The sequence below is a fragment of the Aeromonas sp. 82P genome (genome assembly GCF_051919365.1).
In the GTDB taxonomy this organism is placed as follows: Bacteria; Pseudomonadota; Gammaproteobacteria; order Enterobacterales; family Aeromonadaceae; genus Aeromonas; species Aeromonas veronii.
This window is the reverse complement of record NZ_JBQBEV010000001.1, coordinates 3,444,967-3,466,490: the sequence shown is the minus strand read 5'-3', so window position 1 is coordinate 3,466,490 and position 21,524 is coordinate 3,444,967. Positions and strand designations below refer to the sequence as shown.

Below are 21,524 nucleotides of genomic sequence, written 5' to 3'. Positions count from 1 at the left end.
GGCGCGTGGATTGAAACAAAGAGAACCGCTACAGCCGTCGCGTCGAGATTCGTCGCGCCCTCCGCGGGCGCGTGGATTGAAACATCGTGTCAGATATCCCTGCGCTGTTCGACACCAGTCGCGCCCTCCGCGGGCGCGTGGATTGAAACAGGAAAGGTGCCATCAGGCCGTCAATCTGCGGAAGTCGCGCCCTCCGCGGGCGCGTGGATTGAAACAACTCAATACGAGCCCCATGATACACGCCAGCAGGCGTCGCGCCCTCCGCGGGCGCGTGGATTGAAACAGTGCAGCCACCGGTACCATTAAAGCAGGGAGAGGTCGCGCCCTCCGCGGGCGCGTGGATTGAAACCCATTTGAGCCGCGGCGTGGCAAAGTGTGTCCGGGTCGCGCCCTCCGCGGGCGCGTGGATTGAAACTCATCGATCTGGCCGCGGCTGGCGCCAATCCAGGTCGCGCCCCCTGCGGGCGCGTGGATTGAAACAATTATGGGCAGGTAGCTCTGTCATTTATTCTGGTCGCGCCCCCTGCGGGCGCGTGGATTGAAACAACGATGGCCTGCTCAAGCTGCAGGAGAATCTGACGTCGCGCCCCCTGCGGGCGCGTGGATTGAAACTCCACCAGGGCGTTGTCCTGTTCGGGGTCGCCACGTCGCGCCCCCTGCGGGCGCGTGGATTGAAACACGCTTGCACAGGCGGAGTACGTTGCGAGTGCGAGTCGCGCCCCCTGCGGGCGCGTGGATTGAAACTTCCCGGGGGTTGGGCAACAGCAGGTGCTTGATGGTCGCGCCCCCAGCGGGCGCGTGGATTGAAACTCCATATCGAGAAGGTAAAGGGCAAGGCCGACCCGTCGCGCCCCCTGCGGGCGCGTGGATTGAAACATGATGAACGGCGGCAACATTCTGGTGTTGCAGCGTCGCGCCCCCTGCGGGCGCGTGGATTGAAACCAGCAAATCGGCGGCCCCTCTGTCACCGCATGGCGTCGCGCCCTCCGCGGGCGCGTGGATTGAAACCAGCCAGTCCCCCGGTCTCCATTGGCTGTGTGAGGTCGCGCCCCCCGCGGGCGCGTGGATTGAAACTCGAAGGTGGCAGGTGTTGCACTGAGGGTATTGCGTCACGCCCTCCGCGGGCGCGTGGATTGAAACAACAAGCCGATCATGGCGAGTTCGGCCCGCTACAAGTCGCGCCCCCCGTGGGCGCGTGGATTGAAACACCGTAGCCAAGATGCTCAACGCCGATCTTCTGGGTCGCGCCCCCTGTGGGCGCGTGGATTGAAACGTTGAGGACTACCTCGACGATGAAGATCGTAAGGTCGCGCCCTCCGCGGGCGCGTGGATTGAAACATGTTGACCAGGCGGAATCCCCACGCTTTGCACAGGTCGCGCGCCCTGTGGGCGCGTGGATTGAAACAACATGACCCGTGCCTATACCTTGGCAGCACAGGTCGCGCCTCCCGCGGGCGCGTGGATTGAAACGACTACAAGTGCGGCATTCTGGAAGGGTACGCTAGTCGCGCCCCCCACGGGCGCGTGGATTGAAACCGCATACTGATCTGCAACAAGAAGGCGGAAGTCGTCGCGCCCCCTGCGGGCGCGTGGATTGAAACTTCGATTGGCTGACCATTGAACAGGATGTCGGGTGTCGCGCCCCCCGCGGGCGCGTGGATTGAAACATCATGCACATCACTGACGCGGTGCAGAACGAGGTCGCGCCTCCTGCGGGCGCGTGGATTAATAATGGATGTGAGGCGGTGATGTGGTTAGATAGGATCTGGATATTCAAGGGGCCAATCTAGGATCATTGGTGCGCCTCACCTGAAAAAATAAAAAGAAAAGGGTTCAGCAAGGCCGAAGGATAGCTTGGCTGAGCCCTTATTCGTTAGGCAAGTACTCCTCTCTCTGCCAGCGACACGATGCCTTCGCCGCCCACAACCAGATGATCCAGGGTTCGGATATCAACCAGAGCCAAAGCACTCTGCAGTCGCTGGGTTATTTCTATGTCTGCTCGGCTGGGTTCAGGGTGACCAGATGGGTGGTTATGCACCAGCATCAGGGCAGCAGCATTGAGCGCCAGCGCACGTTTAACTACTTCCCGTGGGTAGACGGAGGCACTGCTTAGCGTACCGCGAAACAGCTCCTCATATGCCAGGATCCGATGCTGGTTATCCAAAAACAGCATGGCAAATACTTCGTGCTCCCTACTCTGCAGCAGGGTTTGCAGCGCCTGTTGTGCTAAGTGTTTGTCTGTAATCGCGACGCCCTTTGCCAGTTTCTGGCGCGCAATCTGGTTGGCGATATTTAACAAATCATCTTCGTTAACCAGATCGGTGACGAGATAAGTGCCGGGTTGCTCTCCGGCGATCAGTTTGTGATGCAGCATGCTGGTGCTCCATACGCCATCGCCTCACCGCGTTGGATGCGGCAGGGTAGGCGAGGTGTTTGGTTAATAGGTTACTAAATGGGGTGTGACTGTAGGATTGGCTGGCGGTGCTCAGGCTGCCTGTGTGTGCGTGGTATAGTCGTGCAACGGAATGTAGTAACTGGTGGCCAGCAAATTTCCTACTTGTATTAGCCAACTGCGATCCGCGTGATCGCACAACCATTGAGCCAGTGCATTGCCCTGTTCGTTTTCATAGCGCAGGTAGAGGGCATAACCGTCCACCGGTTTGTCTCGGTCATGCACAGCTTCAATCTGACCATCGTGCTCAAGATAACCCTCCAGCTCGATGGCGATCACGGCGTTAATCATCTTCGCTCTCCTTCTCGGCAATGGGGTCACTCTCCACGGCATAGCCGCGATGGATGCAGATGCGCTGCAGGTCAGCTAGGAAGCTTGCAAGCACGCGAGGCTGATCGGTGAGTGAGACGGGCCCTTCTTGGCAACGCCAGAAACAGCTGTGTTTAGGGTCGATACAGATCTCATCTTTCGGCTGACTCATAGTGCGCCCGTCATCGGCATTGGTGATGGAGATCAGTTGCCACTGCACACCAGACCAGCGGACCTGCAGAGTGACTGTGCGGATGTTTGGACTATCCGGTGTCAGGTGCAGCAACCAGCGCTGACTACTGCGGATAGGGGTTATCTTGGCGTTGGCGGCAACTTGTCCCAACCATTGACGTGAGTAGTGGGAGAGCGCTAATTCTTGGCTCATCGTGTCCTCCTAATCTCCTGCGACCGTGACGCTGAAACACTCCAACCGGCAGTAGGCAATGAAGTTGCTCTGCCAGATATCGAACAGCTCCCGCGCTTCTGCCAGCCGCAGTGGTCCCCAGCCCAACATGGTGTGTTCCCCATCAAGGAAGTTGAAATCGAGCTCTTTGCAGAGCTCGGCATCCTGCCCCAGCCCCTGATAACTGAAATCAGTGACGTAATCGAACAGCCAGCCATCGAGCCCACGGATCAGGCGGATCTCGACTGGGTGCACGCCGCCTTGCTCGGCACTGTAGCCGGGGTTACGAAAGTTGAAAGTCAGTTGGGTTAAGCGCTCAAGATTGAGCTCGGTTTTAGCGACTTCTTGGTCGAGCAGAACCAGCAATGCTTGTGCAACGGGCATGGCAAAGCCGTCCCGGAAAAAGGGAATAGTCATGGTGTACTCCTTGTGGGGGTTAATCTTGGCCGAACAGCTCGCGCATTTTTCTGGCCACTCGGGCACGGATCTGTTCATCAATAAAGGCGGCAATGCTGGCGAGAGCTGCACTCAGTACCGCGATGTCATCGGCGAGTCCCATCGGCAACACATCCGGGATCGCATCAATGGGGGAGATAAAGTAGGTCAGCGCACTGTAGATCAGCAGCTTGGCCCAAAGTGGCAGGTCATCCTTCTGGCTGGTGTAGTAGAGCAACAGGCAGATCTCGATAAAGGGCCGACCGGCACGTTTGGCAAAGGCCCAGAGTTTGTGCCAAAAGCCTTGGTGATCGAACGGCTCGCATTCGGGGGGAATGCAGGGTGGCATAGTGCGTCTCCTTTACGGGTGGGTGAATTGCAGAAATAAAAAGAGGAGGCAAATGCCTCCTCTTGGATGGGAATGGGTGTGACCTATTGGTCCCACATCAAGCAGTCAAACTCGGGGGTATTGGTGGCGGGCAGAACTGATGCCACCTCTTGGGTCGGCAGTGTGAGCTGCTTGCCGTCAGCCGTCAAAATTGTGATCGACTTGGCCTTGCGTAGCCTGCCCCACATGTCGAAGAAATTGTTCTCACCGACACGGGACTCGGTCTCATAGGGCGCATCGTATTGGCTGCCATCGACGACGATGGAGAAAGCCTGCCCAGCATAAGAGCCGTACTCCTTGCCCTGCACGGTGGCCGTCATGCTGACCTTGCGGGTGTCATTACAGGCGATATAGAGGTTGTTTTGCTCGTTGACCACCGCCGTGTATTCGCTGGTGCCCTGACCCCAGCCACTGCTCCAGCGCCCGGCCTCACCATAGGCAAAGGCTACGCTGGATGAAATAAGCAAACCAGGCAATACAATTAACCATTTCATATTCCAAGCCTCACTCATTATTGTTAAACACAACGTACAGATTAATTTTGTGGTTGGAACTGGTATTCCACATCACCATTGGTAGTTGATAAATTCAATTCTAACACGTTGCAGTCATAGCCCGTGTAAAGCATAAGTTCATTACCAAAGGCTAACGTTTGAGGTAATGAGTAAATTGACTTTACTCGACACTGGCCTCTGTTAACGACAGCTTTCGTTATCTTCACGCGGTCACTGTGAGAAACAACAGTTATTACTTTTGATGGCAACCCCTTGTTGGGGATAATTGGCCGCACATTGACCGAAAATGTGGAGGCTGTTGTCGGCCCCTGCTGGGCTAACAGTGCATCATTCTTTTTATGTGAGATGGTATCAGCCGTGAGGCAGGTAAAATCTGAAGATGTTCTGTCAGGTAGTGCAGAGGATCCCCCCTGTGGGGTCAGCACGTAGGTAATATTTTCTGGTTGAGAGATGAGATAAAGGGTTTTATTTTCACGCAAGCCATCCCAAAATTTATCAAGGTACGTCTTGTTGTTGGTTATTACGCTTGCAGGTTCAGCCTTGTCTCCGACACTGACGTAAAATGAACCCTTTTCAACGTCATACTGGTCACCATCCAGGATTGCTCGCATGGTCATTTTATTGGTGTTGTCACAAGAGAAGTACAACGCATGCTTATCGTCAGCGACAACCGAGTAGCGATGTTCATTACCCACTTTGGTATGTGTAACTTGGGCGGGCGCCTGATAGTCTTTCTTTTTTATCCCTTTCGTCAAGCAGATGAATTCACTGCTGTCACGTGCTGGCAATACCTGACTGGCATTTGCTGTTGGCAATTCGGGTCCACGTTGGTCCAACATAATGGAATGTCCGGATCTTATTTCATCCCATAACTTAAAGAAATTTAATATGCTGCGATCTCCGTTTATTACGTAAGGTGTGAAGTAATACGATTCGCTGGTTTTTATATCGAAGGTTCTATCGTATACATCAGTACCAACTTGGACACCTTTAATCGTGGCATACATAGCGATATCTTTACCGTTGTTATCGCAAGAGATGATGAGCTTATTCTGGTCATCAATCACAGCGGCATACTCCATGCCATCCTGTGTTTTTCTACTCGACCATTGGCCTGCCTCACCATAGGCCAACGCGTTGCTACACAGCAATGCGGTGACTGACGAAATTAAAAGTTTATTCATTTTTATTACTCCCCAACGTTCTTCATCTTAAAAAGAACGGTTTAAATGATGGTTATTTTTTGTAACGCACGCTGATGGAACCATCCACGACATGTTTCACTATTTCATAGTCAGGGTTATACGTAGCCAGGTTATGCGCTGCGATACCAAGGGTTGCGAACATACCTGCAACCCCGGTTGCGCCACCTAAAAATGTTGCTCCTGCTGCGGCAATACGCCCTTGGGTGTATACCCTGCATTTCAATCCGGCTGATTCTATCGTTGTCTCAAGAATTCGAACGGTACTGCCCATGTTTCCGGAGACACCCACAATCTCAAAGGTGCTTCGGGTATTAATAAGGGCTGCTATTTTCTCGGTACGAAAATCATCATATTGCAGTATTTCCATCGAAGGTCATTGCTCCTTGGTGAGTGATAGAGCCACCAGCTCAAATACTGCGGCTGGGGGCTTGTGCTTTAACTCGTTGCGGCGGTTTTGAGAATGCGTTGCACACTGGAGAGGCTGATCCCCGTTTGTCGTGCAATCTCTGCTTTGGCAAGCCCCCGGTCGGCAAGAGCCAGCACTTCTTCTCCTCTTGCCATCGCGGTAGGTTTGCGGCCTTTGTAAACGCCACGTTGTTTGGCCAACTCAATGCCCTCCGCCTGCCGCTCCAGCATCAGCTCCCGCTCGAAGGTGGCGATAGCACCGATCATGGTGAGCATCAGCTTGCCGGTAGGGGTCGAGGTATTGATCCCCAGATTCAAAATCCTCAGTGCTACCTGCTTGCTTTGCAGGTATTCCGAGATCTCCAACAGGTGACGGGTGTTGCGGGCCAAGCGATCCAGCTTGGTGACCAACACCACATCCCCCTCACGCACAAAGTTGAGTAACTGAGCCAATTGGGGGCGGTCGTCCCTTGCCCCACTGACTTTCTCCTGAAAAATCGTGCTGCACTCAGCCAGTGCCTGAAGCTGGGTGTCCAGGCTCTGCCCGACGGTACTCACGCGTGCATAACCCACCAGTGCCATGGTCTCCTCCTGGTCAATAGGGCAGGGTACAATGACGGCACCAGTCAAAAGCCTGAAACCAACCCTATTGACTTGAAAACAGTGCCTTTTTAGTGCGTATTCGTGCATGTCACTAGGGCCTGAGCTATTGACCCAGCGCCAGCAGTTGGATCCAGTAATGAGCCGTTCTGTGATTGCCGTGGATATCGATTGGCGAATGCAATCGGACTGGCAGTCGTGAACTGGGCCCTATAGGAAGGGCCTCACGGTTCAGTAGAACCGCTTGCCCATTTCCGAGGACCATCAGCAGTTAACCGGGGGAAGGAGATGGGCTCTCTTTCCCCAATTTGTTGGTGAGTGGACTCCTTCTTGGTTGTGGCTTCTGCTGTGTTCTGGTTGCTTGGCCTAGCGGGGCGTTAAGCGCAGTTGTCGCCACAGCGCCATGGATACCATTTGCCGTATCGTCGCTGTTGGCTTCGGGGTAGAACTCCTCCAGTAGCATCGGTACTTCTTCATCGATATCTTCAAACTGGCCGTTACGCAGCAACTCACGAGCGGCCTGCTCCATCTGGTCGATGGCGAGACCCGCTTCTTGGTCACGCTGGGCGGCCTCCTGTGCCAGCCTGACTGCCTCGGTCAGATTGGTCTCTTCCCGCAAGGTCAGATCCACGTAGTAGACCGGTGTGCGGTAGGACTGGGTGGTGCTCTTGGCCCGCAGCCGCAGGGTGAGTGGCAGATAACGGGTGTGACCACCGCTCACTGCCTCCAGGTACTTGAGCCGGGCCGCCAGAGTGCGCACCGAGTTGTAGCCGGTGGTGCGGAAGATAAAGCTGCCCAGCTCATCCCCTTGCCCCTCCACAAACAGGTTCAGTCGCCCGTACAGCTTGCAGCCCTGTTGCCCGGCAAAGGCGCAGCGCTCTGGTCCAGGGCAGCTGACTTCCTCCGTGCCTTGTGCCCCTACTCGTCTCGCCACCTCCCCATTCCCGACACAGAGCGGCCTGCCGGTTTGTCGGTCAAAGGCGCTGTATTCCGCCCGTAGATTCAAGTCGCTGTCGTTGAACAGCACCCGCACCGGAATGGCGCGGATCTTGATCTGCTCCTGCCCTTGGCTACTTTTCTGCAATGAGTAGTGTTGATGCAGGGGATGGAGCAACCATCCCCCCTTTTGTTGTATCTGGGTGGTGAGAGTGAAGCTGTCGTCCTTCTCCGGCACCCACTTATCCTGTTTTTGCACCAGCTTGCCGATGCAGATCCGCCCGATCACGGGCGGGGTAATTGCCAGTCCTTTGATCATGGTGTTTGTCTCAAGGGTTGAATGGTGAAACGGCGCACGCCGGGCACCGGTTTGACGTAACGGGTGAGCAGGTCGGGATGATCCTGACCGAGCTTATCGAGATCCGGCGCCAGCCGGTCTTTGCTGCGCTTCCAAGTGATCTTGCCATCGGCAAACAGCCCGGCAGTGGCTTCGCCCAAAGTGGCTTGCAGCCGCTGCTTGAGTTGTGACTCCTGTAGCTCAACGGCTTCCTTTTGCTGACGCAAGTGCAGCAGTTCGCCAAACAGCTGGTTGAACTCGGGGGAATCGGAGAGATCCACCGTCTGGCCATCGTCACGGGGGAAGAGCCCGCTCAAGGCATTGGCTGCATCACTGGAGCCGTCGGGCTCGGGCTGCTGGTTTTGTTGCACCATCTGCCAGAACTGCGCTTCCCGCTCGGTGAGATCCTGGATCTTCTCCTCATCGCGCTCGATGCGGTAAATCCGAAAATCCTGGCCACCGATCAGCACTGCCACTTCGGCCCAGGCATGGCCGGTGACGGCCAGCTGATGGAGGACCTGACACTGGTAAGCGACAGGCACCCCTTCCTCCCACTGGGGGGCGCTGTGATAACTGGCGGTTTTGATCTCCAGAATGCCCGGCCCATCGGGGTGGCCGACCACCTCCCGATCGAGGTTGGCGAGCATGAAGGGCTGCTCGGGGTGTTGCAGCACCGCATTGACCCGGCGTACACGAAAGCCGGTGCGTTTGGCATAGACCTGCGCCAGAACCGGCTCCAGCTCGATGCCCCACAGCACCGCCTCCTTATGGGAGATATCCTCCGGCTCCTTGCGACCGGTCTTCTCCAGCCACAGGCTGAGCGGGCATTTGTAGGGAGAGAGCCCAACAGCCACGGCGGCATCGGAGGAGCCAATGCCGAGTTTGCGAATGGCAAGCCACTGCTCGCGGGTTAATTGGGTAGTGGAGGCCAGCCGCAGGGCTTGGCCGTATTTGGCTTTTGCTTTCATGACTATTCCTTGTTGACGGCATAAATGGCTACGCCCGGATTGGCTTGCGCCAGTCCGGGTGAGGCTGTTATACGGTTAAATTGGGGAAGCGGAATTACTGCAGCAGAGTGAGGGCTTGGTTCAGCGCTTGGGATTTGAGTTGGGCACCCTGACCGAACCAGGCGGAATCAAGACGGTGATCTTGGCTGCGGGCACGGCGATGGTGGTAGGGTAGAAGCAGAGCATTACTACTCCACTTCCCCCGAAGAACCGTACGTGCGAGTTTCCCCGCATACGGCTCAGGCCTCTTCAAAGCCCTACCTTAGGTAGAGCCGGCGGTTTGTTTCGAATCAAGGTGGTGGATCTGCCGATAGCAGGTCGGATGCATCAAGATCAGGTTGGAGGAGATATCCGTTCCACCGAGTGCTTTTGGAACGATGTGGCGCAAATGCCAACCCGTTTCCTTTGTGATCAGCGCTCTGCAGTGCGGGCATCGGCCAGCCTGATTGGTCCAGAGGTGAAATAGCCGTCTCTTGCCCGTCAGGGTATTCTTCATGGTTAGAGCAAGCCTATCCTCGAAGTATGTCGCCCAAGCGGGGTCGAAGGGATTGGCCTCCCCTCTGATTTTGATATGACGTTCAATCGCTATGCTGTTGGCAAATGCCAGAGCCAGCCTTCGCGTTGAACCATCCTCGTTCTGTACCTCGCAGCTGAATACCCAATCACGCATCCCGAGCCGGATGAAGTAGCGAGATTTCACCCAAGAACTGGATTTGTTGGGATGTCTCCGGCGAGCCCATTGCCATAGCTTTTGCCAGATAGCGAAATCAACCCTTGAGAAGGTTTCCTTTGCTACTTGGTTGCGATGATAGTACGCCCAGCCCCGAATCATCGGGTTGAGCTTGGTGATCACCGCCTCTTGTTTCGCCGCTTTGTGTGTCTCAATGACCTTTCGAATTTTCTGGACGAATGTTTTCACATTCTTCTTCGCCGGTTTGATGAGAAGCTTCCCATCGAACTTGCGAATGGTCCAACCCAAAAAGTCAAAGCCGTCCTCGATGTGCACGATCTGAGTTTTCTCGGCAGAGAGCTTAAGGCCTCGCTCCTGTAGGAAATTCTCAATCGTCGTTTTGGCTGTTTCCAGCGTTTCTTTTGTCGCCCCGGTGACGACAAAATCATCTGCATATCGGATCAGGTGCACTTTGTGCGGGTTGCTTTTCCTTGTCCCTTGCAAACGAACATTAAAACGGTTGTGTAGCAGCGCTTCAATACCGTCCAGTGTCATATTTGCCAGTGTCGGAGAGATTATGCCGCCTTGCGGCGTCCCTTCGTCAGTTGGAAACAACCCGCCTTGCCAGACGAAACCAGCTTTTAACCACTTATGGAGAATGGCTTTATCAACAGGAATGTTGGCCAGCATCCATTCGTGGCTTATATGGTCAAAACAACCGGAGATATCTGCGTCCAACACCCACTGCGGTGAGTGGCGTTTTGCCAGTGCGATGAAGCATTGCCCAGCGGCGTCTCTCGTTGCTCTTCCGACCCTGAAGCCGTATGAGTTTGAGTCTGCCTGAGTTTCCGCGATGGGCGACAGAGCTAGCAGGTGTAGCGCCTGCATTGCCCGATCCTTCATCGTGGGAATACCCAGAGGACGTAGCTTTCCGTTCGTTTTTGGGATGAATACCCTTCTCAGAGGCTGGGGGGTGTACCCCTTGCGCCTGAGCGACCCTATAGCTTGGGCTTTCGCTTCTGGGGTCTGCCAAGTTACCTTGTCTACCCCAGGTGTTTTCTTACCTTGATTCTCAGTGATTTGCTTGACAGCAATTGCTCGTCCAGAGAACGAGTGGGTCAGGAGCCATTGCAAGGCTTTCACCTTGCCCCAGCGCCGTTCCCGAACCGCCTTTGCAATACGTGCTTGCAGCCTTCCAACCACGCGATGAGCACCTGACCATTCGATCTGGTGCCATGTAACGTAGCCGGAGGCCGCACTAACTGACGATGCAGTCATCATTTGCCTGTCCTCCGTGTAGAGGGTTCCACAAACTCTCTTGCAAAGAGAGACCCGCCGGAAGTCTGCTCCCTTTCGGGCGGGATAATATCGGGTGACCCCTCAATCCCTATCCGGCCCATTACAGGCCGACATTCGCTTTTTCCGGCATCCTATGCCCGCACCTCCAACAGCGTTCCTTACGGTCTGCCTGCCCGGTTAGGCGAAGATACGGGTTTACCGTGTTTCACATAAATAACGTCGGAAGGTTAGGTGTCGATACTCCCCCGGCAGAACAAAGTCCTCGACTGGATAGTCGACAGATCCAGTACCAGTCTGCGTGCCATTTTGGCTGAAGCCCAGCATCTTTGGCTTCTTCGAATTCACGAGGTTTACCATCGATTCACATGTGTTCACCATACTTCCAAGCCTAGCTCCCCACCGCGTGATGCTCGCAGTTCCACCTTGCCCTCACGGGGTCAGTTTCACCCTTACAGGGATGGGCTACATTGTCAGAGTGGCTTCAGACCCCGCCGTTACCAGCAACGCCTGCACTCCTAGGCTACTGCGGGAGGAACCGCAGGATTTGTCTTGAGGCTAATCCTCATGTGCAAATCAGTTATTTATGCGACCTCACGTCGCACATCCACGTATTCGGTGACTGCATTGACCAGCCCCCAGGCGGTATTACGGGAACTGGCAAGCTCTGAGCCCATACCTGCGCCCATATACAGCTCGTGTAGTTTTTGGGCGGGACGGCTGAGAATAATATTCTCATCATCGCCAGCCGGATCATTGAGTAGCTCACCGAAGAAATTAAGGGCTTCCACAGGTGATACAGGACGATTGCTTAACGATGTCATCTCTTGCTGGAAACGATCCCAATTTGCCATACCAAGGCCCAATGCCTCTTTGACAGCAGCAGCATTAAATTGAGTGGAATGGGGAACCTTGATCGCACCATTATTATCCCGTAGTGCTATTTGCAATGTGTTATTACAGACGACTCGTAGCGAGGTAAATTGTGCTGTGGTGCACAACGTACCATCACAACTGGTGGCGAGCAGTAGGTAGGATTTCACCCTGTCTCCCCCTTTCAGCTTCATATCTTGACCCGTTTTGGCCAGCGCCCATAATTTGCGGCCGCCCTTGAGCGAACCTGCAGTCTCCAACTCAAAGCCGCCCACCTCTACCAGATCTTGATAAAAGTGCAGCACCTCATGAGGCTGTACCACATTATATCGGCGAGAGACGACGGATAGAGGCTCCAGATTATCAGAGCGGTACAAAACTTTGCTGTCTGAATAAGGGCGAATATGGAGTGCATCGGAGGCGACGTTAAACATTACGTCACTCTGCTCGATAGTCCAATTCATCCCGGCTGCCTGTAGCCAGATATCGAGGGACTGTTGCGGGGGCAAAACATTGCCAAGGCCATGCCAAGGGGTTTGGCCGGTGTAGGCCATGGTGTCGATCAGGTGAGCCATGTGTCCTCCAGATGATGAAATGTGTGAACTCATCTTGGGAATATAGGGCTGAAATTTTCTGGAAATGGCACGGATCCCCTGACGAGTGCGGCTATGACCGATATGTCAATTTGGACATGAGGGGCATACATGTGAGACGACCTGGATCTGGTCACATTGAGCCGCATCACCAAGTTCAATTCTTATCGACGCCCCCTCCGCTCGGCTCACATTTCTTTCCTTGGGTTGCGAGGACTGCATCTTCCTTCTCCCGCGCTGGAGATGGTGCAACATACTGTTTCATATGGAAAATCAACTAACATTTCAAATTCTTAAACTAACTTTTCGCTGGGGATTGCCATGGAGACTGCATTTAGCCACGCGGGGGGGGGATAACATTCGCAGGAAGTTCCTGCTGTTGGAAGTCTACCCAGGGCTGATGCTGAGATGGTACTGGGGCTGGATAAATAGAACCAATACGGCAGGAAATGGCATCGTTTCAGGAGGGTATTTTGGAGAAAATGTAGTTGTTGAACAGGGTATTTTGAAGGAGGTAAACCGATGGCAATGAAGGTTCTACGTAACAACGATGTGATCCAGACGCTAGGGATCAGCAAGTCGAAATTTTTCGATATGTTGAATCCGAAGTCCCCGCGTTTCGATGCGACGTTCCCTAAGCGGATCCGCATCGGGGGCAACTCGGTTGGGTTCCTGGAACACGAGATCACGCAATGGGTCATATCGCGCCAAGAGGTTTGATCAGATCCTCTTGCTGAGGCCGCATGGGGCACAACAGAGTGCTCCATCTGTCGTGAGATCGATGTCTTAGCAAGCTGGATTACGTGTGAGAGAAGAAGGAGAAAAATAGACACTAACTATACAAAGATCAGCCATGTTCACGGCGTCGGTATTCTCGGGGGGATAAGAGAAAAATGAATTTATTTCCCCTGAGAACACCTTGAGCCACTGAACTGCGAATATTGGTTTTTATTGTTATTAATATCCACTCCAACTAACCATGAAAGGAAATCATAAACTATCAACTGGTTATCCAGTCATTCATGATGGATCAGAGTACAGGCGTAATCAACAAGATGAAGCCTGTAACCAGGAATAAGAATAGGACATGACCACATGTCCTTACTCACGACTAATACCAAGAATTAAATTTAAGGGGTAAGTATGTCTAAGTATGGTCGTGGTTGTATCGACATTGATGCAATCAAAATACTTCAAGAGTCTAATCTTGACGTCGGTACTGACACCGACGGGAGTCCCACTGTTGGCTTGTTCCAGATACACAGCGAGGTCGGTTATTATCGTGAATTATTGAATTACATTGCCAAGCTTGAGAAAATGAACTACCCACCCATCATCTTTGATGTGGTCAGAAAAAATGGCGCCCCCTGTGCCCTGACCAAAGAGGGTACAAAATTCCTTACCATCGTCAATAATGCTACGTTGGTCTTTAAGCATCAGGAGTATTATCGCCTGCACCCTAAATTAGCGTGCTTGTGTAATTTTATCGTGAAGTATGGACTTCACGAAATGCTTGAGCTTGGTCGTGTTAGTTGCGAAGGGAAAATGAAGCTTACCGAAAAGCTCAAGGTATTGCTGGAGGAGTTGAAATCATCTGAACTGATGCGCCAAGTATATACCTTCATGAAAGGTGCGCGCAAAAACACCGTATCATTACAGAAGTATGTAAACGGTTTATTTCAACATTACTCCCGGTTGTTGGTATTGCGGGTAGACTTGTCCTACAAGCGTGAGCACCGGGATTCACTCTCGCTGGATGAAATCATCAAGCACAAGGATGCATTGCTTAAAAATCGCCGCAAAGGAGCATTGGCTGCCAACTGGGTAGGCTATGCTTGTCGCTTAGAGTTTGCTCCGGACACCGGATACCATTTCCATTTAGTTGTTTTTTTGAATGGCGCAAATTTCCGGAGCGATGTGTGTCATGCGGGGTTTATAATCGAAGAGTGGAAGCATATTACAGGTGGGCATGGCCGGGGCTTCAACTGCAATATGAAAGCTAAGGCCAACGAATACCGATTTTGTGGGATTGGCGTCGTCAATCATGACGACAAGGAGAAACGGCAGTATTTGCACCAGGCGCTTGCCTATCTGACCAAGTCAGACCGTGTAGCCAAGCTCAAGCTCGATCGGCATCGTACTTTCTTCAAAGGGACGTTACCCAAGAAAGTCACGGCCAGAGGCAGGCCGCGTACCAAGACCCTCCGTCAATCACAGCAGCCTTTCAAGCAACTGCACTGGGTTGGTGTTTGACTCGGGCTGGCTATCTTGTCAGACTCTTTTGAGGGGCCTTCGGGCCCTTTTCATTGAGTATTGATAAGCATAGGAGGTTGGGGTGGCTACATCAAAGGGAGATTGGTTGCGACTCAAGTTGTTGGAGCTTGCACGGCAAGTTTCATTTGATATAGCAATATCGTTTGATGAGCTCGGTCCACTTCGAATGGCTTGTGAAAAGAGCAAAAAGCCGTGGCGATTGCGACATGGTCATGGCGACGAGCATCACCGGAATTTGTACTATGCCTTAGCGTTGATTGAGAAGTTAAAGGAACTGCTTGGCTGCACTCCTGAGGATGAGTGGCAGATCTTTGAACTGGTGAGTATTGAGAAGTCTATCGAGCGATTTCACTCACGAGCTGATTTTCAAACGATCAGTATTTTGCCACTAACGAAGATAGGTTCATATTTTTTAACCATCTTGTATCTCCTTAATATCACACATCGGCATTTCCGGCATTACACATTACATCCCTATGCCAATTACTTCTCCACCCAAGAGTGTATCAACATTATCAGCTGTTATTCTGAGCACCTAGTTTTTGACGACGATATCACGGCGTCTATATCTATGCATACTGATATTTCGGAGCAACTTATCATTGGCATTGTTAAGCAGGCAACGGAAATTGCAAATAAAACCAATGAAAGAGCCTGCGTCTTGCTTAAGGACCTACTCAGGAAAGACTTGAATGCAAATGTCAGTAATTTTGAGAAAAATGCGACTGAACACATTACTAAATTTTATCATTTTTTGGAACAATTGCATCGAGATAAACAGTTTTTAAATGTCATTATTAAAGTTAGATTTGAGTTTGATGGATATATAGGTAATAAAAAAGACCATGCGGGAATTCAAGCTCATGCAGACCGTTTCAGTAGGGCGATAACTGACTTTAATACAAACTTGAGAAAAACCACCACATTAAAAGGCTTTGTCAACATATTGAGTTCGCTTCATGCACCAGAGACGATGCCATGGTATCAAGAGGCGTTTATCACATTGCGTTTCCCTAGGGATGCGTATCCGTTCGATTATCATAATGGGTCATTCAGACTGCTGTGCAAGTATGACAAGAGAATATCAAAAAGCATTCGCTTGTTTACACAAATCCCACGTAGCAAGAAGTACTCTGAGTTATTAGCAAAGAGACTCAATGTTGACACCCAACAGGGTAGGAATTTGGACGATCTTATTGGCATATTGAAGGCTCAAAAAAAAGATGACACACCTCACATGACGACGGAAAATATTGTCGATGATTTGCATAAAAAAATGGCAATTTTTGATAGTTTCATCTTTTTAAAGGAAGTACAGGCTCGTTGGCTCCAGTGTGTAAAAAAATACGGTGGTGATGACACATCTCAGGCTCAGTCCGGAAGCTATGCGATGACGCTGTTTTCGGCTCTCCTTATCGATAATAAATATATTACTCCTCTTGTCGCTACCCCGGAAATATTAATCGAACAATCAGACTCATTGACTGCAGCTGCGAATACTAACAGGCAATATCAGTTCATGATAAAGAATACATTTCAGATGCGGCATTTACCAATGTTGAAAAAAATGCCTGATGGCCTACAAAGAGAAATGACTGTAGGCATTCCGAGCAATGGTCATATGCTGCTTGATATCATCAAAAGCAGTATGGCAAAATTGTTTCTCATGAAGCTAAACTTGAAAGGCTTGAGCAGTACGCTTAATGAGGTTCGCGATACATCTAGCCACAGAGTCAATAAAAAAACTTTAATGCAAGAAAGCAAACCCCCCTCATCTTCTCGCACCGAGTTAAAAAAAATCATAAAGTTATGCTCTATGCGAAATTAACCCCATGGAGTTAATCCTCAGCCCAATAGCTATTACTCACGGCTCAATTCATTGGCGGGTCCATCTGATGATCCTGTAGAGCCCTCTACAGGATCATCGAGATTGCAGGTAGTGTCGCGATTTGGACAACCAAGCCTTATATGGATAATGATTATCCTGCTTTTGTGGACGGCATCCACGTCAGCGCTGAGCCGATCTTGGATGCGGCATCTATATGCTCTGACCACCAGACCATCATTTCTCTGCGACGTTCCAGATAATCCGTGCGGTTATAGGCGCTACGCACCTCGTCCTTGTCAGAATGTGACAAGGCGGACTCGATAACGTCTCGATCAAATCCTCTCTCGTTAAGGGTTGTGCTGCCCAAGGCTCGCAGGCCATGAGCGACCAAGGTCCCTTCATATCCCATTCGTTTTAAGGCCGCATTGGCTGTTTGCTCGTTGGTGTGCGTTTTAGGATTACGGATACCAGGGAAGATAAATTCACGATGGCCACTGATCGGTCGCATGAGTTCCAGATAGGCAAGGGTCTGTGGTGTTAATGGCACATCATGACCTCTGCGCTTCTTCATTCTCTCTGGTGGGATCCGCCAGAGTTTCTTTTCCATATCGATCTCTGCCCACCGGGCTCCTGCAGCCTCGCTGGGGCGAGCTAAGGTATGCAGGCTCCATTCGATGAGGCAGCGGGTCTGCAAATTGATGCTGGCCTTCGATAGCCTGTTCATCAGTTCCGGCAACTGGTTGGGGTTAATACTGGGCATGTGCTGTTTGGCTGGACGCTGAAACACCTTGCTGATCCCCGAGCAAGGGTTGGCATCGATCAGACCAGAGTTGACGGCGAAGGTCATGATTTCGTTCACCCGCTGGGTGAGGCGACGCACGGTTTCGAGTTTTCCTGCTGCTGCGATAGGCTCAATGATCTTGATGGCTCGCTGTGCCTTTATTTCCATAACGGGCACTGTGCCTATCTCGGGGAACAGGTACATTTCGAGCGAACGCCAGAGATTCTCGGCATAAGCTGGGGTGACGGAAGGGCGTTTGACATCAAGCCAGCGCTTGGCAACGGCTTCAAAGGTGTGCTCGCTCTGTGATAACGCAGCGGATGCTTGTTCATCACGATGATGCTGAGGATCAATGCTTTGCAGTAACAGGGATTTGGCTTCGGAGCGTTTTTCTCTCGCTTCAGCCAACGACATCTCCGGCCAGGAGCCAAAGCTGATCATGTTTCTCTGTTTACTAAGGGGGCGATAGTAACGCAGGCGCCACAGCTTGGAACCATTGGGCTTGATGACGAGCTCCAGGCCCGCCCCGTCGCAGAGGGTGTATTCCTTCTCTTTGGGCTTGGCTGCTTTGATCTCGGTTGGTGACAAGGGGCGGGTGATACGAGGCATAGGCATACGCTCCGGAAGGCATACAAAACGATATGCCTAACGATATGCCTAAAAGGGCTGGATGGCAACGCACCCCATTGGACAGCATAAGACAACAAAAAACCCGCAAAGCCTTATGCTATGCGGGTTTCTTGGACTTCGTTGGTCACTGTTGGACCGGTATTTGGTGGAGCTGGGGGGATTTGAACCCCCGTCCAAAATTACTACATCCTTGGCACTACATGCTTAGTCACTCTTTACATTCGCCAACCCGCTGCGGAGAGACACGCCACGAATTGACTAGCTCGATTGGTTTTAATGCTTCCGCCCCGAGCAGGACTTCCACACGATCCTGTGAAGGATGACCTTCCGATTCCCTAGGACACAGGCAAGCTAGGGTAGAAGGGCTCTATGCAGGTTATTAAGCTGCTAGTGCGTAGTTTTCGTCGTTTGCGACTATTTTTTTGCGGTTTATTAACGAGGCCTACCGCACCTCGGCATGCACCTTGGGTTTCGTGAATCTTGTCGAATCCAGAATCAGCCCCAAGTTGTTAATTGCGATTGTACGCAAAAATGCTGTCATAGCAAGGCGTTGATACCCATTCCCTCTGGCAGCCAGTCTGTTTGCCGATTTATTGTACGCAGCTGAGCCTGAAGAGCCAGCTGCGCCGGGGGAAGGTGAACTGGCGTTCTGATCCTGCCAGTCGCAGGTTAGCCGCGATGCTTGTTCTTCATGATGCGGGCTTTCTCCCGATCCCATTCGCGGGCCTTGGTATCTTCGCGCTTGTCGTGCTCTTTCTTGCCCTTCACCAGGCCGATCTCGACCTTGACCCAGCACTGTTTCCAGTAGAGGGCGAGGGGAACTATGGTGTAGCCCTGACGGGCAATCAGGCTTTCGAGCTTGTCGAGTTCACGACGGCTCAGCAGCAGTTTGCGGGTGCGGGTCGGGTCACATACCACATGGCTGGAGGCCGCTTGCAGTGGCAGGAAGCTGGAGCCGAACAGATAGGCCTCGCCATCGCGGAAGATGACATAGGCTTCGCTGATGTTGGCCTTGCCCGCCCGCAGGGATTTGACTTCCCACCCTTGCAGGGACAGACCCGCTTCGATCTTCTCTTCGATGAAGTATTCGTGGCGCGCGGTTCTGTTGAGTGCAATGGTGCTGGACCCGGCTTTGTTTTTACTGTTTTTTTTGCTCATGACGGGCGATTTCCGGCAATGACTAGGAGGCTCGTATTATACGTAGGCAGGGGCGGCTGTAAAACGCGCAGCAGGTCAAGTGGTGGCTTTCTGAGCGGTTTGGCTGAGGTTTTACCTCCACAACCCCAAACATGGTGATAAAATCGCGCCGATTGGATGAGGAAAAGCCATGCCCCGAATTACGCGCAGTGCCCTGGTGATGTTCAGTGCAGAACAGATGTTCAAGTTGGTTAACGATGTGGATGCCTATCCGCAGTTTTTGCCCGGCTGTGTCGGCAGCCGTGTCCACGAGGCTGGCGATGACTACATGATGGCGTCGGTCGATGTGGCCAAGGCGGGGATTGCCAAGACCTTTACCACCCGCAATCAGCTGGATGTGAACCGTCAGATCAGGATGGAGCTGGTGGATGGCCCCTTCCGCAAGCTGGCGGGCTGGTGGACCTTTACCCCGCTCGATGTCGACGCCTGCAAGGTGGAGTTTGATCTCGATTTCGAATTCACCTCCAAGCTCATCGAAGTGGCCTTTGGCCAGGTGTTCCGTGATCTGGTGAGCTCCATGGTCTCCGCCTTCTCCAACCGGGCGAAGGAGGTCTACGGTGTCTGACCAGCTCAACATCGAGGTTGTCTATGCCTTGCCGCAGCAGCAGACGGTGATTGCGCTGCGGGTTGCGCCCGAGACCTGCGTGCTGGCGGCCATCGAGCAGTCCGGCATCGTGCAAAAACACCCCGAGATCGATCTGGCGGTCAACAAGTTCGGCATCTACAGCCGCCCGGTGAAAGGGAGCGAGCCGCTGCACGACGGCGATCGTATCGAGATCTACCGCCCGCTCATCGCCGATCCCCGCGAGATGCGCAAAAAGCGGGCCGAGAAGGCCAAAGAGGAGGGGAGAGCCGATAGCGTGACCGGTGGTCGCCCCGATGTGCATCGCAAGCTCCGCGAGTAGCTCTCAGGTTTTTCTTGCAGAAAAAAGGCGCCGAGGCGCCTTTTTTTGATCCCGTTAGCCGGTGAGCTTGCCGAGGGGATATCAAGAGAGGGCTGCTTCTGCCACACCCAGTCGGGCACGGGCCCAGGCGGCCAGTAGCTCTACCCCGCTTTGCATCACCCGCTCATCGAAATCGAATTCGTTGTGATGGTGTGGTGCCGCCAGATCGGCCCCCAGAATGAGGTAAGCCGCTTCGCCCCCCTGTTTTTGCACCCGCTCCATCAGAAAACCGGCATCTTCGCTGGCGCCAAAGCGGCGAGTCTGGATAGTGGCGAGCCCCTGCTTGCGGGCCAGCGCCGCCAGCTCGGCTTGCAGCGCCGGGCTGTTGTCGAGGGCAATGGCCTCACCCTGCTTGATGATGCGGTAGGTGACGCCGTGGGCGAGGGCGGTACCTTCGACGATGCGCTGTACCTGACTGAACATGTAGTCGTTGAGCGTGCTGTCGGCGCCGCGGGTTTCACCGCGCAGCTCGGCATGATCGGGAATGACGTTGCGGCCGCTGCCAGCGTGAAGCTGGCCGACGTTGATGCGGGTCATGCCGTCGCGGTGGCGGGGGATGCCTAGCATGGCGGTGGTGGCCATGCAGGCGGCTGCCAGCGCATTGCTGCCGGCATTGGGCTCGAGCCCTGCATGGGCGGCGGTGCCCATAAAGTGGACGTCGAACTTGGTGGAGCAGAGAAACTCGGTGGGATTGATCACCAGCTCGCCGCTGCCAGCGTGAATACCGATATGGAGCGAGAGCAGGGCATCTACGTCATCGAGTGCGCCACCGGCAGCCAGCGCCTTGCCACCGCGGCACCCCTCTTCGGCGGGCTGGAAGAAGAGCTTGATGCGGCCGCACAGCTGCTCCTTCATCGCCATCAGGCTGCTGGCCAGCCCCATGCCGATGGCGGTGTGGCCATCGTGGGCGCAGGCGTGCATCCACCCCTTGTTGTGGGAGGCAAAACCCTCTTGCTGCGGCTGGTGATGTTCGGCATCGGACTCTTCCACCTCCACCGCGTCGATATCGAAGCGAAAGGCCAGGGTCGGACCGGGACGGCCGGTATCCAGCTCTCCCATCAGGCCAGTGACATCGCCGATCCGCTCCAGCCAGTCGGGATGGGCTCCCTGACGACGGGCGCGAGCCTTCTCGGCCGCCACATCCACATCACGGCCCATCATCAGATTGCTGGCCAGCAGTTTGTCGCCAAGCACAATGCGATAACCGAGCTCGCTCAGGTGGTGGGCAATCAGGCTGGTGGTGCGAAACTCTTTCCAGGCGGCTTCCGGCAGGCGGTGCAGGTCGCGGCGCCACAGGATCAGGTGCTCAAGGGTCATCTTGGCTTCCTTGGTGATTCGATTTGTCGGCTATTGTGCCTTTTTTCCCGGCTGACCACACGGGGGTTGCAGCTGGTCGGGGGAGCTGTGGTAGCGGGTTGTGGCAGTGGGGCTGCTGAGAGTGGCGGC

General features: G+C 53.4%; 21 protein-coding genes, 1 other RNA gene, 1 pseudogene and 1 CRISPR repeat array (1 of these 24 running past the window's edge). Of the genes and pseudogenes, 5 read left to right on the top strand and 18 right to left on the bottom strand.

From position 1 onward, the window contains the following. Window positions 1-1,470: a CRISPR direct-repeat array (repeat unit 32 nt; unit sequence GTCGCGCCCTCCGCGGGCGCGTGGATTGAAAC); it reaches 4,110 nt to the left of the window's first position. 403 nt (window positions 1,471-1,873) lie between these two features. The 14 genes and pseudogenes from radC to ACTG2S_RS15705 all read right to left on the bottom strand — a co-directional run bounded on the left by radC (window position 1,874) and on the right by ACTG2S_RS15705 (window position 12,406). Beyond that, the gene (radC, locus tag ACTG2S_RS15770) at window positions 1,874-2,374 is read right to left on the bottom strand and encodes a RadC family protein (protein ID WP_042081045.1); all 501 of its coding nucleotides are present in this window, start codon (window positions 2,372-2,374) and stop codon (window positions 1,874-1,876) included. Window positions 2,375-2,485: 111 nt separating this feature from the next. Beyond that, entirely contained in the window at window positions 2,486-2,743 is a 258-nt protein-coding gene (locus ACTG2S_RS15765; RefSeq protein WP_101531673.1) for a hypothetical protein, read from the bottom strand. Next, entirely contained in the window at window positions 2,736-3,146 is a 411-nt protein-coding gene (locus ACTG2S_RS15760; protein ID WP_439982872.1) for a hypothetical protein, read from the bottom strand. Before ACTG2S_RS15760 ends, ACTG2S_RS15765 begins: the two co-directional genes overlap by 8 nt. 9 nt (window positions 3,147-3,155) lie before the next feature. Then, window positions 3,156-3,581, bottom strand: coding sequence for a DUF2787 domain-containing protein (locus ACTG2S_RS15755; RefSeq protein WP_439982869.1), 426 nt, complete (start codon window positions 3,579-3,581; stop codon window positions 3,156-3,158). Between the two features lie 19 nt (window positions 3,582-3,600). After that, a complete protein-coding gene (locus ACTG2S_RS15750; protein WP_279499814.1) occupies window positions 3,601-3,948 on the bottom strand; it encodes a YkvA family protein in 348 nt (115 codons plus the stop codon). A gap of 83 nt (window positions 3,949-4,031) precedes the next feature. After that, window positions 4,032-4,481: a hypothetical protein gene (locus ACTG2S_RS15745; RefSeq protein WP_439982867.1), complete on the bottom strand. Its 450-nt coding sequence runs from the start codon at window positions 4,479-4,481 to the stop codon at window positions 4,032-4,034. Window positions 4,482-4,522: 41 nt separating this feature from the next. After that, window positions 4,523-5,686, bottom strand: a complete 1,164-nt coding sequence (locus tag ACTG2S_RS15740) for a hypothetical protein (protein WP_439982864.1) — start codon at window positions 5,684-5,686, stop codon at window positions 4,523-4,525. Between the two features lie 52 nt (window positions 5,687-5,738). Then, window positions 5,739-6,074, bottom strand: coding sequence for a hypothetical protein (locus ACTG2S_RS15735; protein WP_101531667.1), 336 nt, complete (start codon window positions 6,072-6,074; stop codon window positions 5,739-5,741). A 68-nt stretch (window positions 6,075-6,142) separates the two neighbouring features. Further along, the gene (locus ACTG2S_RS15730) at window positions 6,143-6,694 is read right to left on the bottom strand and encodes a recombinase family protein (RefSeq protein WP_107682480.1); all 552 of its coding nucleotides are present in this window, start codon (window positions 6,692-6,694) and stop codon (window positions 6,143-6,145) included. Between the two features lie 289 nt (window positions 6,695-6,983). After that, window positions 6,984-7,967 (bottom strand): recombination directionality factor, encoded by a 984-nt coding sequence (locus ACTG2S_RS15725; RefSeq protein WP_439982861.1) that lies wholly within the window; start codon window positions 7,965-7,967, stop codon window positions 6,984-6,986. Next, window positions 7,964-8,953: a YqaJ viral recombinase family protein gene (locus ACTG2S_RS15720; RefSeq protein WP_439982858.1), complete on the bottom strand. Its 990-nt coding sequence runs from the start codon at window positions 8,951-8,953 to the stop codon at window positions 7,964-7,966. The genes ACTG2S_RS15725 and ACTG2S_RS15720 overlap by 4 nt, the downstream gene beginning before the upstream one ends. A 94-nt stretch (window positions 8,954-9,047) precedes the next feature. After that, window positions 9,048-9,158, bottom strand: a pseudogene (locus ACTG2S_RS15715) (DUF932 domain-containing protein); the annotation flags it as partial. Window positions 9,159-9,254: 96 nt separating this feature from the next. Beyond that, window positions 9,255-10,943, bottom strand: a complete 1,689-nt coding sequence (gene ltrA / locus ACTG2S_RS15710; protein ID WP_439982855.1) for a group II intron reverse transcriptase/maturase — start codon at window positions 10,941-10,943, stop codon at window positions 9,255-9,257. Between the two features lie 599 nt (window positions 10,944-11,542). Next, window positions 11,543-12,406, bottom strand: coding sequence for a DUF932 domain-containing protein (locus ACTG2S_RS15705; RefSeq protein WP_439982852.1), 864 nt, complete (start codon window positions 12,404-12,406; stop codon window positions 11,543-11,545). Window positions 12,407-12,946: 540 nt separating this feature from the next. On the opposite strand from ACTG2S_RS15705, the gene ACTG2S_RS15700 reads away from it, so the two are divergent. The 3 genes from ACTG2S_RS15700 (at window position 12,947) to ACTG2S_RS15690 (ending at window position 16,526) form a co-directional block, all read left to right on the top strand. After that, window positions 12,947-13,144, top strand: coding sequence for an AlpA family phage regulatory protein (locus tag ACTG2S_RS15700; protein WP_439982849.1), 198 nt, complete (start codon window positions 12,947-12,949; stop codon window positions 13,142-13,144). Between the two features lie 423 nt (window positions 13,145-13,567). Continuing rightward, the gene (locus tag ACTG2S_RS15695) at window positions 13,568-14,677 is read left to right on the top strand and encodes a hypothetical protein (protein ID WP_439982847.1); all 1,110 of its coding nucleotides are present in this window, start codon (window positions 13,568-13,570) and stop codon (window positions 14,675-14,677) included. 82 nt (window positions 14,678-14,759) lie between these two features. After that, entirely contained in the window at window positions 14,760-16,526 is a 1,767-nt protein-coding gene (locus tag ACTG2S_RS15690) for a hypothetical protein (RefSeq protein ID WP_439982844.1), read from the top strand. Window positions 16,527-16,677: 151 nt separating this feature from the next. Here ACTG2S_RS15690 and ACTG2S_RS15685 read toward each other — a convergent pair whose 3' ends face one another. From ACTG2S_RS15685 to smpB, 3 genes are all read right to left on the bottom strand, one after another. Then, window positions 16,678-17,916: an integrase domain-containing protein gene (locus tag ACTG2S_RS15685; protein WP_439982842.1), complete on the bottom strand. Its 1,239-nt coding sequence runs from the start codon at window positions 17,914-17,916 to the stop codon at window positions 16,678-16,680. Between the two features lie 164 nt (window positions 17,917-18,080). Beyond that, window positions 18,081-18,440: a transfer-messenger RNA gene (gene ssrA, locus ACTG2S_RS15680) on the bottom strand. 166 nt (window positions 18,441-18,606) lie between these two features. Next, entirely contained in the window at window positions 18,607-19,095 is a 489-nt protein-coding gene (gene smpB / locus ACTG2S_RS15675; RefSeq protein WP_005334498.1) for an SsrA-binding protein SmpB, read from the bottom strand. Between the two features lie 169 nt (window positions 19,096-19,264). On the opposite strand from smpB, the gene ACTG2S_RS15670 reads away from it, so the two are divergent. Continuing rightward, window positions 19,265-19,699 carry an SRPBCC family protein gene (locus ACTG2S_RS15670; protein ID WP_005334496.1) on the top strand — a complete coding sequence of 145 codons (435 nt, stop codon included), beginning with the start codon at window positions 19,265-19,267 and terminating at the stop codon, window positions 19,697-19,699. Continuing rightward, window positions 19,692-20,039: an RnfH family protein gene (locus tag ACTG2S_RS15665; RefSeq protein WP_042054648.1), complete on the top strand. Its 348-nt coding sequence runs from the start codon at window positions 19,692-19,694 to the stop codon at window positions 20,037-20,039. Before ACTG2S_RS15670 ends, ACTG2S_RS15665 begins: the two co-directional genes overlap by 8 nt. An 81-nt stretch (window positions 20,040-20,120) precedes the next feature. Here the strand turns inward: ACTG2S_RS15665 and ACTG2S_RS15660 are convergent, their stop codons facing one another. After that, window positions 20,121-21,395, bottom strand: a complete 1,275-nt coding sequence (locus ACTG2S_RS15660) for an amidohydrolase (protein ID WP_439982839.1) — start codon at window positions 21,393-21,395, stop codon at window positions 20,121-20,123. Between the last annotated feature and the right edge of the window lie 129 nt (window positions 21,396-21,524).

Coding starts and splice junctions, on each gene's coding strand:
- radC (WP_042081045.1), bottom strand. CDS start 2,374: ATGCTGCATCACAAACTGATCGCCGGAGAGCAACCCGGCACTTATCTC.
- ACTG2S_RS15765 (WP_101531673.1), bottom strand. CDS start 2,743: ATGATTAACGCCGTGATCGCCATCGAGCTGGAGGGTTATCTTGAGCAC.
- ACTG2S_RS15760 (WP_439982872.1), bottom strand. CDS start 3,146: ATGAGCCAAGAATTAGCGCTCTCCCACTACTCACGTCAATGGTTGGGA.
- ACTG2S_RS15755 (WP_439982869.1), bottom strand. CDS start 3,581: ATGACTATTCCCTTTTTCCGGGACGGCTTTGCCATGCCCGTTGCACAA.
- ACTG2S_RS15750 (WP_279499814.1), bottom strand. CDS start 3,948: ATGCCACCCTGCATTCCCCCCGAATGCGAGCCGTTCGATCACCAAGGC.
- ACTG2S_RS15745 (WP_439982867.1), bottom strand. CDS start 4,481: ATGAAATGGTTAATTGTATTGCCTGGTTTGCTTATTTCATCCAGCGTA.
- ACTG2S_RS15740 (WP_439982864.1), bottom strand. CDS start 5,686: ATGAATAAACTTTTAATTTCGTCAGTCACCGCATTGCTGTGTAGCAAC.
- ACTG2S_RS15735 (WP_101531667.1), bottom strand. CDS start 6,074: ATGGAAATACTGCAATATGATGATTTTCGTACCGAGAAAATAGCAGCC.
- ACTG2S_RS15730 (WP_107682480.1), bottom strand. CDS start 6,694: ATGGCACTGGTGGGTTATGCACGCGTGAGTACCGTCGGGCAGAGCCTG.
- ACTG2S_RS15725 (WP_439982861.1), bottom strand. CDS start 7,967: ATGATCAAAGGACTGGCAATTACCCCGCCCGTGATCGGGCGGATCTGC.
- ACTG2S_RS15720 (WP_439982858.1), bottom strand. CDS start 8,953: ATGAAAGCAAAAGCCAAATACGGCCAAGCCCTGCGGCTGGCCTCCACT.
- ltrA (WP_439982855.1), bottom strand. CDS start 10,943: ATGATGACTGCATCGTCAGTTAGTGCGGCCTCCGGCTACGTTACATGG.
- ACTG2S_RS15705 (WP_439982852.1), bottom strand. CDS start 12,406: ATGGCTCACCTGATCGACACCATGGCCTACACCGGCCAAACCCCTTGG.
- ACTG2S_RS15700 (WP_439982849.1), top strand. CDS start 12,947: ATGGCAATGAAGGTTCTACGTAACAACGATGTGATCCAGACGCTAGGG.
- ACTG2S_RS15695 (WP_439982847.1), top strand. CDS start 13,568: ATGTCTAAGTATGGTCGTGGTTGTATCGACATTGATGCAATCAAAATA.
- ACTG2S_RS15685 (WP_439982842.1), bottom strand. CDS start 17,916: ATGCCTCGTATCACCCGCCCCTTGTCACCAACCGAGATCAAAGCAGCC.
- smpB (WP_005334498.1), bottom strand. CDS start 19,095: ATGAGCAAAAAAAACAGTAAAAACAAAGCCGGGTCCAGCACCATTGCA.
- ACTG2S_RS15670 (WP_005334496.1), top strand. CDS start 19,265: ATGCCCCGAATTACGCGCAGTGCCCTGGTGATGTTCAGTGCAGAACAG.
- ACTG2S_RS15660 (WP_439982839.1), bottom strand. CDS start 21,395: ATGACCCTTGAGCACCTGATCCTGTGGCGCCGCGACCTGCACCGCCTG.